11 protein-coding genes are annotated in these 17519 nt (G+C 66.6%); 9 read left to right on the top strand and 2 right to left on the bottom strand.

The features are described from left to right. The first annotated feature begins 6 nt into the window (after nucleotides 1-6). From CKO31_RS10320 to CKO31_RS10280, 9 genes are all read left to right on the top strand, one after another. Nucleotides 7-1281 carry a TIGR03087 family PEP-CTERM/XrtA system glycosyltransferase gene (locus tag CKO31_RS10320; protein WP_200236737.1) on the top strand — a complete coding sequence of 425 codons (1275 nt, stop codon included), beginning with the start codon at nucleotides 7-9 and terminating at the stop codon, nucleotides 1279-1281. Continuing rightward, complete coding sequence (xrtA, locus tag CKO31_RS10315) at nucleotides 1278-2861, top strand: exosortase A (protein ID WP_200236735.1); 1584 nt, start codon at nucleotides 1278-1280, stop codon at nucleotides 2859-2861. Before CKO31_RS10320 ends, xrtA begins: the two co-directional genes overlap by 4 nt. A 50-nt stretch (nucleotides 2862-2911) precedes the next feature. Then, nucleotides 2912-4843: an XrtA/PEP-CTERM system amidotransferase gene (locus CKO31_RS10310; RefSeq protein ID WP_200236732.1), complete on the top strand. Its 1932-nt coding sequence runs from the start codon at nucleotides 2912-2914 to the stop codon at nucleotides 4841-4843. 1 nt (nucleotide 4844) lies between these two features. After that, the gene (locus tag CKO31_RS10305; protein WP_200236729.1) at nucleotides 4845-6104 is read left to right on the top strand and encodes a TIGR04063 family PEP-CTERM/XrtA system glycosyltransferase; all 1260 of its coding nucleotides are present in this window, start codon (nucleotides 4845-4847) and stop codon (nucleotides 6102-6104) included. Further along, entirely contained in the window at nucleotides 6104-7495 is a 1392-nt protein-coding gene (locus tag CKO31_RS10300; RefSeq protein ID WP_200236726.1) for a phenylacetate--CoA ligase family protein, read from the top strand. The genes CKO31_RS10305 and CKO31_RS10300 overlap by 1 nt, the downstream gene beginning before the upstream one ends. A 5-nt stretch (nucleotides 7496-7500) precedes the next feature. Continuing rightward, on the top strand, nucleotides 7501-8958 hold the full coding sequence (locus CKO31_RS10295; protein ID WP_200236723.1) for a putative O-glycosylation ligase, exosortase A system-associated: 1458 nt from the start codon (nucleotides 7501-7503) through the stop codon (nucleotides 8956-8958). Between the two features lie 218 nt (nucleotides 8959-9176). Then, the gene (locus tag CKO31_RS10290; RefSeq protein ID WP_200236721.1) at nucleotides 9177-11006 is read left to right on the top strand and encodes an ArnT family glycosyltransferase; all 1830 of its coding nucleotides are present in this window, start codon (nucleotides 9177-9179) and stop codon (nucleotides 11004-11006) included. A 146-nt stretch (nucleotides 11007-11152) separates the two neighbouring features. Beyond that, nucleotides 11153-13717, top strand: a complete 2565-nt coding sequence (locus CKO31_RS10285; RefSeq protein WP_200236719.1) for a hypothetical protein — start codon at nucleotides 11153-11155, stop codon at nucleotides 13715-13717. Beyond that, the gene (locus tag CKO31_RS10280; RefSeq protein WP_200236716.1) at nucleotides 13714-14838 is read left to right on the top strand and encodes a glycosyltransferase; all 1125 of its coding nucleotides are present in this window, start codon (nucleotides 13714-13716) and stop codon (nucleotides 14836-14838) included. Before CKO31_RS10285 ends, CKO31_RS10280 begins: the two co-directional genes overlap by 4 nt. 2 nt (nucleotides 14839-14840) lie before the next feature. On the opposite strand, the gene CKO31_RS10275 is transcribed toward CKO31_RS10280, so the two are convergent. Then, nucleotides 14841-15743 carry an HAD family hydrolase gene (locus CKO31_RS10275; RefSeq protein ID WP_200236713.1) on the bottom strand — a complete coding sequence of 301 codons (903 nt, stop codon included), beginning with the start codon at nucleotides 15741-15743 and terminating at the stop codon, nucleotides 14841-14843. A gap of 26 nt (nucleotides 15744-15769) precedes the next feature. Next, complete coding sequence (locus CKO31_RS10270; RefSeq protein WP_200236710.1) at nucleotides 15770-17245, bottom strand: glycosyltransferase; 1476 nt, start codon at nucleotides 17243-17245, stop codon at nucleotides 15770-15772. Between the last annotated feature and the right edge of the window lie 274 nt (nucleotides 17246-17519).

The raw sequence follows: 17519 nt of genomic DNA, 5'->3' as shown, positions 1-17519 counted from the left end.
TGCATTTTGACGCAGGGAACTGCCTCCGCCGACAAGGCCCCGGCTGAGCGCCGGGATGGTGAGGTGCTACTGCTCTGCCACCGCATCCCCTATCCGCCGGACAAGGGCGACAAGATCCGCTCCTATCGCTGGCTGAAGGCGCTGGCGGCGACGTATCGGGTCCACTTGGGCGCTTTCGTCGACGACGGCCGCGACTGGGCGCATGCCGAGCGTGTGCAGAGCCTGTGCGGCGAGGTCTGCCTACGCCCGCTCTCGCCCTTGCGTGCGCGTCTGCGCAGCCTGCCGGCGCTGTTGACCGGCGGGGCGCTCACCACGGCCTACTATCGCGATCGGGGCATGGCCGCTTGGACGCGGGATCTGCTGGTGCGTCGGCCCATCTCGCGGGTCATCGTCTTCTCCTCCGCGATGGCACAATATGCGCTTGTGTCCGAAGCCGCTGCACTACGGCGTCTTATCGACTACGTCGATGTGGATGCGGATAAATGGCGTCAGTATGCCCAACGAGCTCGCAGACCCATGCGCTGGGTCTACGCCCGTGAGGCGCGGCGACTACTCACTCACGATGCGCAGGCCGCCCGGGCCTGCTCCATGAGTCTGTTCGTCTCCGCGCCCGAGGCGGCGCTGTTTCGTCGCCTGAGCGGGGTCACGGCGCCGGTGGCGGCGATCTCAAACGGTGTCGACCATGCGTTTTTCGCGCCGTCGCCGGAGCACGGGAGCCCCTACCCGGACGCGGTGCCGGCGGTGGTCTTCACCGGTGCCATGGACTACTGGGCCAACGTCGACGCCGTGCGCTGGTTCGCGACCGCCGTTTGGCCGCTGCTCCAGCGTAAGGTGCCCGGCGCGCGCTTCTACGTCGTCGGCGCCCGCCCGAGCCCGGAAGTGCGGGCGCTCGCCGGTGAGCATATCGTCGTCACGGGACGCGTCGCCGACGTGCGGCCCTATTTGCAGCATGCGGCTGCCGTCGTGGCCCCGATGCGCATCGCCCGCGGCATCCAGAACAAGGTACTGGAAGGGATGGCCATGGCGCGGTCGGTGGTGACCACCTCCATGGGCCTAGAGGGTATCGATGCCATACCCGGACGGCAGTTACTGGTGGCAGATGACCCGGCAGCGATGGCGGATCAGCTCGCGGCATTGATGCGCGGTGACCATGGCGGCTTGGGGGATGCGGCGCGGGCGCGGGTCTTGGCGCGCTATGATTGGCGCAGCGCGACGGAACAGTTTCTCGACGCAGTGGCCGGCGACCGCGTGCCGGCGCAGCCTGACGTATCACTGACATGACAGAGCAGACTTCGATTCTCGGCGCCGACGAGTCCGACAGCACCCACGGCTGGCTCCGCGTATGGGGCCCGGGACTGCTGCTTTTGTTGGCTGCGGTGGCGCTCGTGACGCTGGCCTTCTACGAGACCGCTTGGTCCATTGTCTCCATCTGGGAGCGCTCTGAGACCTATGCCCACGGCTATCTCATTATCCCGATCAGCCTCTGGCTGGTGTGGGAAAAACGCGCCGGCCTGAAGCAGATGGCGCCCAGCCCGAGTGCGCTGCCGTTGCTGCTGTTCCTGCCGCTCGGCTTCGGCTGGCTGCTCGGCTACCTAGTGGACACCCTGGTGGTGCAGCAGTTCGCCTATGTCGGCTTGCTGGTGGCCGCTATCTGGGCGGTGCTGGGGCATCGGGTGGCGCGTTACCTGGCCTTCCCGATTCTGTTTCTGTTTTTCGGCGTGCCCGTGGGCGAAGGGCTCGTCTACCCCATGATGAACTTCACCGCCGACTTCACCGTGGGCATGCTGAAGCTGACGGGCATCCCGGTCTACCGGGAAGGCACCTTCTTTACCATCCCGAGCGGCCAGTGGTCGGTGGTGGAGGCGTGCAGTGGCATGCGCTATCTCATCGCGTCCGTCACCCTGGGCGTGCTGTTCGCGTATCTCACCTACACCCGCTGGTGGAAACGGCTGCTGTTCGTGCTGTTCTCGATTGTCGTGCCCATCATCGCCAACGGCTTCCGGGCCTACATGATCGTGATGATCGGCCACCTGAGCGACATGAAGCTCGCGGTCGGCGTCGACCATTTGATCTACGGCTGGGTCTTCTTTGGCATCATTATCACGATTATGTTCGTCGTCGGGAGTCTTTGGCGCGACCCGGTGCCGCCGCTGCCCAAGCCGTCGCCGACGCAGCGCAAGCCCATCACCTCGAAGGCCTCGGTGCGTCTGCTGAGCGTCATGGCCGTGGCGGCGCTGTTCTGGCCCGCCGCCGCCTGGGCGCTGTCCGATCATGGCGCAGAGGTGGCGACGGTGGACGTGCAGCCCCCCCGAGCCCCGGGCTGGAGCCTACAGCCGGGAGCCGACGGCTGGGACTGGCGCCCGCGGATCCTCGGCACTGACGGCAGCCTGTACGCCTTCTACCGCGCAGCCGGTGAGACGGGCGCTGCGCCCGTGGGTCTCTATATCGGTGTCTACCGCACCCAGCGCCAGGGTGCCGAGCTGGTCACCTCGGCCAATGTAATGATCGAGCAGGAGCATCCGGTCTGGAGCGACACCATGGTCCGCGGGCGCCGCGTCGACCTGGATCCGGTTGAGCTGGCCTTGGAGCAGCATCTATTGTCGTCGCGTCGCGGCGAGCGCCTGCTCGTGTGGACCTGGTACCTGGTGGGGAACCAGCGCACCGCCAATCCCTATGTCGCCAAGCTGCTGGAAGCCAAATCGCGGCTCTCCGGAAACCGCGGTGAAGCGGCTTTGATAGCCGTCGCGGCGCCCTATGACGAGCAGCCGGAGCGCGCCGCGGACGTGCTGACTGCCTTCCTGGATAGCATGCTGCCGGCGATGGAGGCCGAGGTATCGCGCTCACTGCGAGCGACACCTTGAACACCCATGGGCCGCGGCTCTGCATGACGGGCTAGGAGCAAGAGCGGGGGATGTGCGCGATCACCGGTATTCTCTCCGGCGAGCCCGGTGCCGGGGTCTCGGCGCAGCTGCTGCGCCGGATGAATGACATCCAGGCCCACCGGGGGCCGGACGAGCATGGTCTTCACTTCGAGCCCGGCATCGGGCTTGGGCATCGCCGGCTTTCCATTATCGACCTCGCCGGCGGCCGCCAGCCGCTGTTCAACGAGGACGAGAGCATCGTCGTTGTCTACAACGGCGAGATCTATAACTTTCAACCGCTGGCGGCGGAGCTCGCCGCTCGCGGGCATCGCTTCCGCACCCACAGCGATACCGAGGTCATCGTCCATGCCTGGGAGGAATGGGGCGAGCGATGCCTTGAGCGCTTTCGCGGCATGTTCGCGTTCGCGCTCTGGGATCGGCCGCGGCAGACGCTGTTTCTAGCGCGGGACCGGCTCGGCATCAAGCCACTCCATTACGCCTGGCTGGCGGACGGCAGTCTGATTTTTGCCTCCGAGCTCAAGGCGCTCCAGCAGCATCCGGCACTGCCGCGCACGCTCGCGCCGGAGGCCGTGGAGGAGTATTTCGCCTTCGGCTACATCCCGGAGCCCCGCACCATCTATGCCGGTGTGCATAAGCTGGCGGCGGGGCATCGCCTGCTGGTGCGCCGCGGCGGCCCGCGCCCGCAGCCCCGGCAGTGGTGGGACATCCCCTTCGCGCCGGCTCAGGCCACGGACGCTGCCGCCGCCGGTGAGGAGCTCTTGGCACGCCTGCGCGAAGCCGTGCGCTTGCGGCTCATCGCCGAGGTACCGCTCGGCGCCTTTCTCTCCGGCGGCGTCGACTCCAGCGCCGTGGTGGCGATGATGGCGCAGATCATGGGCGCCGAGGGCGGCGGGCCGGTGAATACCTGCTCCATTGCCTTCGGTGACCCGGCCTTCAACGAGGCCCGCTATGCCGAGCAGGTGGCGCAGCGCTATGGCACGGCACACCGCACCGAGCAGCTGGACCCGGACCGCTTCGACCTGCTCGACACCCTGGCCGCGCTTTACGACGAGCCCTATGCCGACAGCTCGGCGCTGCCGACCTACCTAGTCTGCGCCCTGGCGCGCCAGCAGGTGACCGTGGCGCTCTCCGGCGACGGCGGCGACGAGAATCTCGCCGGCTACAAGCGCTACCGCTGGCACCTCGATGAGCAGCGCCTACGCGCCCTGCTGCCCCTGGCTGCACGGCGATTGCTGTTCGGGCCCCTCGGGCGTGCCTATCCGCCGCTCTACAGCGCGCCGAGGTTCCTGCGCGCCCGGGCGACCTTCCAGGCCCTGGCGCGGGATGCGGTGAGCGGGTACTTCAACATCATCGCCGTACTGGACGACAATCTGCGCGGACGGCTGTTCAGCTCGGCCTTCGAACGTCGGCTGGACGGTTACCATGCCGCAGAAGTGCTGCACCGCCACGCCGCAGCCAGCCCCACCGATCACCCACTGTCCCTGGTGCAGTACCTGGACATGAAGACCTATCTGGTGGACGACATCCTCACCAAGGTGGACCGGGCCAGTATGGCGCATGCGCTGGAAGTACGTGTCCCGCTGCTGGATCATGAGCTGGTGGAATGGATGTCCGGGCTGCCGCCCGAGCTCAAACTGCAGGGCCGCGAGGGCAAGCATCTGCTGAAGTCGGCCTTGCAACCGCACCTGCCCGCGGACCTGCTCTATCGCCCTAAGATGGGCTTTGCGGTACCCCTGGCGGGGTGGTTCCGCGGGCCGCTGCGCGAACGGGTGCGCTCGGCCCTGCTCGGCCCGCGGCTTGCCGATAGCGGGTACTTCGACCGCGGTTTCCTGCACCATCTGCTGGATACGCATGACGCCGGCCGGCGTGATTACAGCGCCGCCCTCTGGAGTCTGCTGATGTTCGAGGCCTTCCTGAAGCGCGAGGACGCGGCAGCACCGGCGCGTGCGGAGGCGGCGTGAGATGAAGATCCTGCACATCCTGGATCATTCCATCCCGCTGCACAGTGGCTACACCTTCCGCACCCGGGCGATCCTGGAGCAGCAGGCCGCACTCGGCTGGGACACGGTGCAGATCACCTCCGGCAAGCAGGGTGCGAGCAGTGCTGCGCTGGAGACCATCGACGGCCTGCGCTTCCACCGTACGCCGCCGCCGGCGGGCGCCGCGGGCCGACTGCCCATGGTCAATCAGTGGCGGATCATCGAGGACCTCGCGCAGCGCCTGGACGCCGCGGTGACGGCGGAGCGGCCCGATCTGCTGCACGCCCACTCCCCGGCGCTGAACGGCTTGGCGGCGCTGCGCGTCGGTCGCCGGCGCGGTCTGCCGGTGGTCTACGAGTGTCGTGCCTTCTGGGAGGATGCCGCCGCAGACCACGGCACCAGCCGTGAGGGCGGCCTGCGCTATCGGCTGACCCGAGCCCTGGAGACTCATGTGCTCCGGCGCGCCGATGCCGTCACCTGTATTTGCGAGGGCCTGCGCAAGGATATCCAGGGCCGGGGCATTGCGCCGGAGAAGCTGACGGTGATCCCGAATGCCGTGGATGCCGAGCGCTTCGGCGTCGATGTGCCCAAAGACCTAGCACTGGCGGATGAGCTTGGGCTCGATGACGCACCGGTGCTCGGCTTCATCGGCTCCTTCTATGCCTATGAGGGTCTGGATCTCGCCGTCGAAGCCATGGCTCACTTGTCGAAAGCCTCCACGAACAGCCCAGTGCCGCACCTATTGCTGGTCGGCGGCGGGCCCCAAGAGGCAGGTCTACGGTCCCTGGCAGTGGCGCTCGGCGTGAGCGAGCGAGTGCATTTCACGGGCCGTGTTCCCCATGACGAAGTGCACCGCTACTACAGCCTGGTGGACGTTCTGGTGTATCCACGGCGGTCCATGCGCCTGACGGAGCTGGTCACCCCGCTGAAGCCATTGGAGGCCATGGCGCAAGGCAAGCTGGTGCTGGCCTCCGACGTCGGCGGGCACCGCGAGCTGATCCGCGACGGCAGCAACGGCCGGCTCTTTGGTGCCGGCGATGCGGGGGCCCTCGCCGACGCTGTGTCGGCGCTGTTGCGTGATCGCAAGGGCTGGGCTGTACAGCGCGATGCCGCTCGGCGCTTCGTGGAGGAGGAGCGCACATGGCCGCGCAGCGTCGCCCGCTACCGGGATGTCTATGCCCCTTTGCTTGGCACGCCGGTGTCCGACGCGGCGGCTCTGAGCGATGGTGAGCCGGTGCGCTGATGCGCGATCTCTACACCCGCTTTGCGAGCACCGTCCTCTTTCCGCTGCACGAGCTCGCCAAGGGCCACCGCACGGTGGCGGTGCGCCGGGAGCTGGAGCGCACCCAGTGGCTGGGTCCCGACGCGCTCGCCGAGTATCAGCGCGAGCGGCTTGCTGCCTTCGTCCGTGATGCTTATGCCCGTGTGCCCTATGTTCGAGCCCTGCTCGACAGCCATGGACTCGAGCCGACGCAGGTACAGGACCTCGCAGGCTTGCAGCGGCTGCCGTTGCTCGACAAGGCGGGCATCCGCTCCAACACAGAGGCGCTCAAGGCCCGGGGCGCTACAGGGCTCGCGCGCTTCAACACCGGCGGGTCGTCCGGGGAGCCGCTGGTCTTCTTCATCGGCAAGGAGCGCGTCGCCCATGACGTCGCCGCCAAATGGCGGGCGACACGCTGGTGGGGTGTCGATATCGGCGACCCTGAAATCGTCGTCTGGGGCTCCCCCATCGAGCTCGGTGCCCAGGATAGGATCCGAGCGCTGCGCGATGGGCTGTTGCGCACGCGTCTGCTGCCGGCCTTCGAGCTGTCACCAGAGAATCTGACACGTTTCGTTGGCGAGATCCGACGCTTTCGCCCGCGTATGCTCTTCGGCTACCCCTCGTCACTGGCGTTGATCGCGGATCATGCGGAGCAATCCGGCATGCGCCTCGACGATCTTGATATCCGGGCTGCCTTCGTGACCTCGGAGCGGCTCTATGACCACCAGCGCGAGTGTATCGAGCGGGTCTTCGGCTGTCCCGTCGCCAATGGCTACGGCGGACGCGACGCCGGCTTTATCGCGCATGCCTGTCCCGCGGGCCGGCTGCACATCACCGCCGAGGATATCGTCGTGGAGATCGTCGACGCAGACGGAGAGGCGGTGGCCCCCGGGGAGTCGGGGGAGATCGTGGTCACCCATTTGGCGACTGGGGATTTCCCGTTCATCCGCTACCGCACGGGCGATGTCGGTGCTCTGGACCCCGAGCCCTGCCCCTGCGGACGCGGCCTTCCGGTGCTAAGGCGCCTCGACGGACGCAGTACAGATTTCATCATCGCCGCCGACGGCACAGTCATGCATGGGCTTGCACTCATTTATGTGCTGCGGGACATACCGGCGATCCATCAGTTCAAGATCGTGCAAGAATCATTGAGCCACACACGCGTGCTGGTGAGTACCGCCGAGCCGCTGCCGGAGGGCCTAGCGGCTGAAATAATGGCCCAATTCCGACGGCGACTCGGCGCCGACGTACGGGTCAACATCGAGCGGGTGTCCGAAATCCCGCGCGAGCCATCCGGCAAGTACCGTTATGTCGTTAGCCGCGCCCAAGCGCCCGGCGCGGCGCCGGCAGCTGCCGCCATAAGTCGCACCTGAGCGTCATGGGACTGCGCGACATCTTTCTGCTGGTGACGATCTACGGATCGATCCCCTTCATTTACATGAAGCCCTTCATCGGCGTGCTGGTCTGGTACTGGCTGGCGTTGATGAATCCCCATCGTATCAGCTGGACCCTGACCAACCAGCCCTTTGCGCAGATCATTGCGCTGGCGATGCTGAGTAGCTTGCTCATCGCCCGCAATGAGCCGAAACAACTGCCCGTGACGCCGATTACCGTCACGCTCGGGCTGTTCTGGGTTTGGATGCTGGTAACCACGGTCTTTAGCCTCTATCCGAACCTGGCTTGGTGGCAATGGGATAAGGTCTGGAAGATCATGCTCACCACTTTCGTGGCCATCTTGGTGCTGAATTCCAAGGAGCGGATCATCGCTCTGACGACCGTCGCTGCACTGTCTATCGGCTATTACGGATTCAAAGGCGGCCTGTTTACGATTCTGAAGGGTGGTAACTTTCGCGTTTGGGGTCCGCCGGGCAGCTTTATCGGGGGCAACAACGAGGTCGGCCTCGCGCTGATCATGACCATTCCGCTGCTTTTCTTTTTACGCAGCATCGTACCCTACCGACTCGTCAAGCTAGGCCTGTTGATCGGTATCGTACTCTGCGTCTTTGCAATCTTCGGCACACAGTCGCGCGGGGCATTCGTTGGCGTCACCGCAATGGGCCTGTATTTGGTTTGGAAAAGCAAGAACAAATTCGGCTTTTTCATTCTGGCGGCCGTCCTGGGCACTGTAGTATTCACATTTATGCCTCCGGATTGGCATGAACGCATGGGGACCATTGCCACCTACGAAGAGGATGGCTCTGCAATGGGCCGAATCAAGGCGTGGGAGATGGCGTTCAACCTGGCCCTGAATCGGCCTTTCGGGGGCGGCTTCGAGACCTTCAAGCCCGCGACCTATCTTATGTATCTTCCGGAAGTGGGCGGCCGCCGAACCGACGCCCACAGCATCTACTTCGAAACCATGGCGGAGCATGGATTCATTGGCTTGACGTTGTTCCTGCTGATCGGCATTTTCAGCCTGCTGGCCTGCGGTCGCATTATCCGCAGGACGCGCCGTATAGCGGATTTGCAGTGGATGAACATGCTCGCAAGGATGATGCAAGTGGCCCTCATTGGCTATGCAGTGAGCGGGGCGTTTCTAGGCTTGGCCTATTTCAATTTCTATTATGCCCTGGTTGCGATCGTTGTGGGCATGACGGTGGTTCTCAAGCAAGAGCTGCCGGTGACCGCGCCGGAAAAGAAACAAGGCGGAGCGATGACGCCGCCCCATTTGCAGCCGGCATTGTCTTCCGGGCTGGCGGCCGTGATGCAAAGCTCTCCGTCGGCGAGAACAGCGGGGCGAGCTCCGAAGCCGGTGGCGGCGCCGGCGCGCATGAAGGCGTTGCCCACCATCAAGGAAGCGATCGCCCTCGGCAAGGACTGGTACCACCGACTGTAACGTCGCAACGCGCGTCGGCGGCAGAGCGCTGCCTGCCGGCGCGGCGGCGCAGCGTGACGAGTGGGCGCTTACGCAGACCCTAAGTCCCCGCAGTGTCTCGGCTGATGGGCGATGACCGGCGGCTCGGGCGCTGGGCCGCTTAGCTCTGCCGCTGCTCTGGGTTTAGCGCGTGGGCAAGACTGGCTGCTGAGACTTTCTGTTTTGCTGTGGTGACAACAATGAATCGACCTCGTTTACTGTCCTCGGCCCCTGCCGCTCTGGCCATCCTGTGCGGTTTGACCGCATTGATGGTGCTGCGGCAGGTCGGGAGCACGGCGTTGGCCTATCCCGACGCGGACCGCTTGCTGCTGGACGGCGTCTTCATGCTCGATTTCATGCGCGAGTTGCCGCTATGGCCGCCGAGCCGCGTGTATGATTTCACGGCCAGCTACTACGCCCAGTACCCGGGTCTGAGCATTGGCTACAAGCCTGTCTTCTTCCCAACCGTAGAGGCATTCTTCAACGCCGTGTTCGGTATCAGTCAAGCCAGCAGCCGTCTTGCGCTACTGTTCTTCGCGTTGATAGCGGTCGTGGCTTTCTTCGACTTGGTGCGGGAGCGTTTCGGGGTGGCGACGGCGTTCTGGAGCGCCGCACTGCTGATATCCCTGCCCGCTGTCGCGAAATGGGGCTGGTATACGATGACGGAGCTGCCGACGCTGGCCATGGTGCTCTTGTCGGGCTGGCTCTTCCGTCGGTATCTGCGCTCCAGCAACCACCTGTATCTCTACGGCACCGCGGTTGCTTTCGGTCTCGCTTGCTGGACCAAGCAGGTGGCCGTGTTTGCGGTGCTCTGGCTCCTCTTGGAGGCGATCTTTGCCGGGCGGCTTCTGTGGATGCTTCGGCAGATGCAGACCTATATCGCCGCCGGTCTGGCACTCGTGCTATTAGTGCCGCTGTTGGTGGTCACCTTGTGGCTCGGTGATCAGAACATCGCCCAGTCCATTGGGCGCATCGCGAAACTGGTGCCTACCGAGCCCGCTGCGCAGTCGGTGCCTGGGAGCGGGGGATCGGCCACGGGTGAAGCGGTATCGGCGTCGCCTCAGCAACAGGCAGACAGGGAGCAGGCGGACGGGGGTGAGCCCGGCGCGCGCGCAGACAGTGCCGAGCGGCCCGGGATCATCGCGCAGCGGTGGCCCTTGGCCTTTGAGCAGCTGGCACGCAATGGGCTGCCGCCTTGGACGCTGGCGCTGGCCGCGTTGGGGGCGCTGCTCGCACTGGTGCAGCGCGATGGCCGGGTGCGCTATTTCGTGCTCCTTGTCATCGCGGTTTACTTGTTCTTCGGGCTGCTGCTCGGGCAGGCGCGGGATCGCGACTATATCTACTGGCTGCCGGCGTTCGCGCTCTTCGCGGTGCTGCCGTTCTTCTACCTGAGCGAGCGGTGGTCTGCTGCGCGGGTGCAATACGCCGCAGCCGGGGTCCTAACCGCTGTCGTGCTCTCCCATGTGGCCCTGAGCTATGCGCGGCAGCCGAGCTTTTCACAGGGATACGACATTGCGGCAGGGCTCGTCGCGAGCCAGACTCAATCGCCGACGCTTATGGTGGATGCCTACAACAACGGGTATTTCACCTATTTTGTTCGCCAGTATGACGAGGATCGGGAGCTTTTCGTGCTGCGTGCCGATAAATTGCTGTCGTCGTCGGGTATGTACGCCGGTGAGCGCGCGCAGGACGTCGAGCAGCGGCTTGAGTCCAAAGAAGACATCGGCGCGCTGATGGATCGCTTCGGCGTCCAGTTCATCGTCGTCGAGTCGAAAAGCCCCTTGCCGCTGCCGATCCACGATTTGCTACGGGAGTATCTGCAAAGCGATCGGTTCCGATTGGCGGCAACAATTCCCATCAGGACCAATCGCGGACCGCTGCGCGGACAAGATCTGCTGGTGTATGAGAATTTGGAGCTCAAGACACCAGAAGGCGGAGTGCTGGAGCTCCCCATCCCCATCGTCGGCCAGACCATTCGCGTGCCCTATAAGCCGAAGGCGGTGCCGGTGGACGGCGCCACCGCGGAGTAGCTGCCATGCGTGGGGCACTGAGTCGGCTTATATCCGGCGTCGTTCTGGGGACGGTCCTCTGGGGCATCTTCATTCTGTTACGTGGCGAGCTTGGTGTCGCAGTGTGGCAGAGCAATGCGTGGCTGACTCTTGCCTATGCCGTGATCGTGCTGACAGCGATTGACGCCAATACCGGCGGCGCGCGCCAGTGGCGTCATCGCGCGCTGTGGCTCTTCGCAGCCTCCGGCATCGGCGCCGCGGCAGCGGCCATCGGCGGCCATTCGCCGTTAATCGGCGCGTTGGTCGGTGCGAGTGTCCACGCGCTGGTGGCTAGTGTCTTCATCTGGAGCTGCGATGAGCCAGCGGCCGGCTGGCGGCGGCTCGTCGTTGCGCTGATCAGCGGCTGGGTGGTGGTATCTGTACTGGGCAGCGCCTGGATCCTGACCACTGCGCCTGCTTTTGCCGAGGGCTTCGTGCTCCTGAGCCTGTTTTTGCTCGCTGTGCTCACCGCCTTTGCGGTCGTGCTTGGGTTTTTGGTCTCTCGCAGCGTGGCTGCGGCCGGGCCGGTGCTGCATCCAGGGCGCCTCGCGATGATCGTGGTTGTTAGCACAGCGGTCCTGGGCGGTGTGGGCTTCTATATGGTGTGGGCGGAAGGCGACAAGCGGTCGCGTCTCGCAGGTGTTCCAACGCGGGATGAGGTGTTCGTCGCGCCCGCTGGCGAGGCAGCGGAACCGGTTGCTGAGTCTGCATCGGCGCGTGTCCGCAAAGCGGACATCATCGATATGCTGGCGGCTCAGTCCCAACCGTCCATCGTCCAGCTGGGCAATTTGGCGCTGCTGACCGGCGAAGAGCACTGGGCCGAGCGCTTCCGTGAGGCGCTGCTCGCTGAAGCCGAGAAGCGGGCCTTTGCAGGACCCGCGCACAGCGTTAAGTTCGGCCAATATCATGCGATGCTGCGCGCACTCTTTTACTTGGAGCTGCGCCGTGGGCAGCCCGCATTATTCTCGGCGGCGGAGCAGGCGCGCATCGCCGAGTGGCTCGATGCAGTGCTCGCGCGCTCGCTGACGGTGGAATGGGTGGACCTGCTCTATGCGATCCCGTTCCGCAATCTGCCGGAGGGGCCTTATCTCAACCAGGAGGTCGGGGTTGGCGCCTTGTCGCTGCTTCAGCACACCGTCGGCGACGCCGAGCTGCGCGAGCGAGCCGGGAGCTATCTGCGGCGCAAGGCCGTCGGCTGGCGGGGCAATTTCCGTAATCTCGATGATGCATTGGAGTATCAAGACATCTGGATGTCCAACGCCTATGCCCTCTGGCGTTACACGGATGCGCTAGACCCAGCCGAGGCGCCCGGCGCCCAGCTCGCCGTCGACTGGTTGACGGCCCAGCTGCTTCAGGCGCCCGTGCCGCTGAACTATGGGCTCATCGGGCCCTTCCAGCCGTTGGATGCGCTCACCATCGCCGCTTTCGGGCTCCGCGACGGCGAGGCGCGCTGGCTGCTCGATCAGCGTTTGGCGAAACTGCGCGACAGCGGCGGCAGGCTGCCGAGCTCGCTTGGCTGGCTGTGGCTCTGGGACGACAACGTAACCCCGGTGCGCCCACAGCGACGCAGTATCGCCATTGCGGGCCCCACGGGTTACAACTTCCGTCCCGGCGCAATGGCGCCCGACAAGCTCGTGCTCCGCGGGGCAGGCGAGCCCGAGCTCTTCGCCCTGTTCGGCCAGCGCAACCGCGGCTGGCACCGCTACCCGGCCACAGGAACGCTCATTGCTCTATTCTTTGGCACAGAGCCGCTGGTCACCGAGCGCATCGTCGATCGTTACCACCACTGGCTGCCGGCGGGTCGGGCCAAGCACCGCGACAAAAAGATCGACCGGCTGAGTCTGAACGGGCCCATGGTTGCCCGCAGTGGCATCGATGCCTGGATTGGCGGAGTCACCGGCGTCTACTCCCGATGGTCGCAGGCGGCCCCCGCTTTCGCACCCCTTGAGCGTTTCGTCCTCGCCGGAGATTTGCAAGTGGCGCGCATGCGTATGGCCGATTGGTCGGGCGTGGACGTCGTGCGCACCATCGCCATGCGGGCGAATCGCTGGCTCGCTGTCTGGGATGACCTCACCGGAGAGTCGGGGCTTGCGCGCGCGGTGAGTTGGAACCTCGTGGGCTTCGAGCCGGGGGCGGACGCCGGCCGCTTCTTGCAGGACAATGGGGCTGCCGCGGGCGCACTCGTCGTGGCGGATGCGCATGCGCGTCTGCGCTCTGAGCCCATTGTCTATGCATCGCGCCCGGCTTGGCCCGCCGCGGCGCCGGACCTGCGTGTCATGGTCGAGTCCCGGTCAAGGCTGCGCACCGCGGTCGTATTCCAGGCCGGGGAGCCCCTCGCAGTGTCGGGTCAGGTGACGGACGTGGCTGGGGTCATCAGACTCGGTGATGCCGAGCGCCTCGTCTTCGGAGGGCAAGGGGTGTGGCATGTTGACGGCATCGCGTCCGATGCTGCCCTGCTGCACACCAGCGCCACCCAGCAAGGGGCTCGCTATCGACTGTTCGATGCAACCCACCTCGCCCTGGCGCCAGAGGATCGGTGCATCGACCGCCTCGCAATCCGCACAGCAGATGCCGATCGCTGGACAACCGAGGACGCCGCTGCGGGCACTGCGTTTACCGGCCGCCTGGACTTTTCGCCCGGCAGCGACGCCGATCTGACACTGCGGCTCTGTGACGGAGATGGGTCTGGATGACGGCCTGCCCCGTTTTGTCTGTTGTCGTGCCCACCTTCAATGAGCGCGACAATATCGCTCCACTGATCCAGCGGTTGCAGGGCATCCTCGGCGACCTGCACTGGGAGGTCGTCTTCGTCGACGACGACTCGCCGGACGGCACCGCGGGGTTGGTGCGCGAGCTGGCGGCACGGGACGCCCGCGTGCGCCTGGTGCACCGTGTCGGGCGTCGCGGCCTCGCCGGCGCCTGCATCGAAGGTATGCTCGCCACCACGGCGCCTTATGTCGCCGTCATGGATGCCGACCTGCAGCACGATGCAAGGCTGCTGCCCGAGATGCTGCGCACTCTGCAGGCGGAGGATCTGGATCTCGTCGTCGGCAGCCGGCACGTCGCCGGCGGCAGTCTCGGCACCTGGTCCGAAGACCGCCAGCTGGCGAGTCGGGTGGCTACCCGGCTGTCGCAGCTCGTGCTGAAGGCGGACTTGAAGGACCCGATGAGCGGGTTTTTCATGCTTCGGCGGGAGCTCATCGACGAAGTGGTGAGGGACCTCTCGGGCATCGGCTTCAAGATCCTGCTGGACATCTTCATCAGCGCCAAGCGGCCGCTGCGCTTCAAGGAGCTGCCCTATACCTTCGGCGTGCGCGTCGCCGGCAGCAGCAAGCTGGACTCCATGGTGGCCACCGAGTACATCCTGATGCTGCTGGACAAGACCGTCGGGCGCTACATCCCGACGCGCTTCATCCCCTTTGCGTTCATCGGCGGCCTCGGCGTCTTCGTGCACATGGGGGTGCTCTGGGTGCTGTTTCGCGGCCTGGGGGCGAGCTTCGTGGCGGGACAGACCGCCGCGACGCTGGTGGCCATGACCTTCAATTTCTTTCTGAACAACTTCTTCACCTATCGCGACCGCCGGCTGCGCGGCTGGGGCCTACTGCGGGGCTGGCTGTCGTTCACCCTCGCCTGCTCGGTGGGGGCGGTGGCCAATGTCGGCATCGCGACCTATCTGTTCCACGCGACGCCGGCCGGTGGCGTTTGGTGGGTGATCTCCGCCATCGCCGGCATCATCGTCGGCGCCGTCTGGAATTATGCGGTGACCGCCGTGTATACCTGGAATCAGGGCAGCGCCGCGGCCTCGGCGCGCTGAGCTCAGCCGGGCGCTGCGGGCAGCAGCTGCGCCGTCAGCTGCTCAAGCTCGGTGACCACCCGATCCGCCACCACGCGGCGCAGCACGGGGTCGTCCTCGCGCAGGCGAAGCGAGCGGGCGTCACCGGCGAACAGCGCGGTGCGGCAACCGAGCGCCTGCGCCGGCTGCACGTCGTTGCGGATGTCGTTGCCGATGTAGAGCACCGCCCCCGGCGCGATGCCGTGGCGGCACTGGAGGGCATCCAGCGCGGGTCGATAGATGGCCGTCGACGGCTTCGCGACCGCCTGCCGGTAAGAGAGCAGGCAGCAATCGGGGTCGAGCCCGACCGCGGCCAGTGGCCGGCCGAGGAAGGCCTCCAGCATCAGCGGCGTGTAGAACTGCGCGTTGGAGACGAGGCCGAGCACCAGTCCCCGCGCGGCGAGGGTCGCCAACACCGCCGCCAGCCCCGGCATGGGCCAGACGGGGTTGGTGCGCAGCTCGTACTCCAGCGCGAGTCGGCGCAGGCGTGAGTCGTCCGCGCTGATGCGCAGATCCGCCAACAGCCGCTGCCAGGTGGCGACGATGTCCACCTCGGGGTAATCCACCCCCGCAGCCCGGCTTGCGGCGTGATCCACCTGGATCTTGTCCTTCAGCGCCGTCGCGGCATCGAAGCCTTCCGGCAAGGCGCCGGAGTCGAGCTCGGCCGCGCGCCAGGCCTCCGCAAAAGCCTTCGGCAGGTCGTCGGTGGCGGTCAGGCCGATATCGCCGCAGCCGGAGATCACCAGGGTGCCGTAGACATCGAAGAGCACGGCGCGGATGCCGGTCAGCGGGTCGACACGCGGGCTCACCGCCGTCGGCAACGGGGCCAGCGGCGTGGTCAGCGCTCGAATCCGGGCGATGAGCTGGGCGTCGGCGTCTGTGGTCATGGTCGGCGGCTGCGCTTGCGGCATGCTCAGCCCCGCAACAGCCACAGGCGCTGCGGTGCGAGGAAGCGATCCAGCAGTGCCGCACCGTCGGCGGCGGCGAAGGCGGCCGATGGCCGTGCGTCGGCGATGGCTTCATAGATAGCTGCGAGGCGCTCGCCATAGCCCTGCACCGAGTAGCGCGCCGCGATCACCGCCCGGTTCGCGTCGATGAGCGCGGGGTCTGTGGGCGCGGTCAACGCCGACCCACCGAGCTCGCTGCGCGCGGCGGGGTTGCCGTGCAAGCGCCGGATGATCTGTGTCTGTGCGGTTTCGTCCAGGCGGCCGAAGTCGATGCGCCCGTCGGTGACGGCATGCGCCCAGGCGCGCTCGGCGGTGTCCGCGGCGGGTCGGCCGTAGGCGCTCGCCCGCTCGGCGGCGACCGTGGCGAAGGCGCTGCGCAGCCGCGGCAGGTCCAACCAGTCCAGGGGCACGGACAGCTGCTGGTACAGCCCGGGCAGCCGCACGCCGGCGTCGGTGAAGTCCGCGGTGATCTCCGGCAAATCGCGCCCCGCCAGGGGGCGCCCCAGCAGCCAGGGCTCCAGGAACGCGAGGCCGAAGCCTTCGGCGATGCTGGTGGTCACCAGCGCATGGCTGGAGGCCACCAGCTCGGGGAATGACCGCCCGCCGGCACCCGCCTCGAAGGTCATGGGCAGTCCCAGCTCCGCCGCCAGCGCCACCCACCGGCGATAGCCCGGCTGCTCCCGCGGGTTCCGAGGTGCCTGGGTGGCGGCGAAGCGGTCCTGCGCCCCGGCCAGCGCGGCCCAGAGCAGGAGCTCGCCGAGGTTCTTGCGGCGGATGGCGCGGGTGGGATAGAGCCAGAGTCGGCGGTCGTCGCCGCGCCCTTGTTGTGCATGGCCCCGCGCCGATGACCCGGAATCGGGCGTCGTCTCCATGGACACGGCGTTGGGCAGGGCATGGAGCTGGCCGGTCGGCACGCCGGCGCCCGCCAAAAAGTCGCGGTCGCGCCGGGTGAGGGCCGCGTAATGGATCTGCGGTGCCAGCGGGTAGAGCAAGGCAGACAAGCGCCGGATATCGCCGTCGGCGAGCTGCCGGCGCAGCCGCCCGTAGAGCAATGGCCGGCCGTCCTCGGCGAAGTCGTGGGGCTGCAGCAGCAGCCGCCGGCCGTCGCGGGCGAGACGCAGCAGTGCCCCCGGCAGCGCCGTGTTCTTGCCGAGGCTGTGATTGTGCACATGCCAGATATCCGGCGCGCCGCCGAGGGCGTTGCACGCCGCCTCCACCATGCCCGCGGCGAGCTGCTCGGGCGACTGGGGCGCCCGGTGCTCTTCATAGGCGAGTCCCGGCAGCACGCGGGTGCGGACCGCGGTGGGCAGCGGCGCTTGCGGGGCCTCGCCGCTCAACACTGCCACCTGCGCCCCGCGCTGGAGCAAAGCCGCGCAGGCGTGCTCGATGACACGGGTGACGCCGCCGGTTTGCAGGTGATAATGGACGATGCAGATGCGCATGGCCGGTGCGTTGGTTGCGTGCCTCGCCGTCGATTCGCTGTGCTGGCCGGTGCGTCACGGCCGGCTCTGGAAGCCCGCGCCCGGCGGGGGTGGCAACGCCCGGGAGCGGGGCTCCGGCCAATCCTCGGCCGCCGAGCCGCTTGATCGGCACGGCAGCTGCTAGCCCTTTGGATGTAACGGAACGCACTGCGGTGCGCATTTTGCCCGACGCAGCCAATCGGGCCGAGCGCGCCCTGGCCGCCGGCGCTCGCCGCGCGGCGCCCGCCGGTTTCCG

It is taken from the genome of Thiohalocapsa halophila (genome assembly GCF_016583825.1).
Lineage (GTDB): Bacteria > Pseudomonadota > Gammaproteobacteria > Chromatiales > Chromatiaceae > Thiohalocapsa > Thiohalocapsa halophila.
Note: the sequence above shows the minus strand (reverse complement) of the source record. Positions and strands in the feature narration are given on the sequence as shown.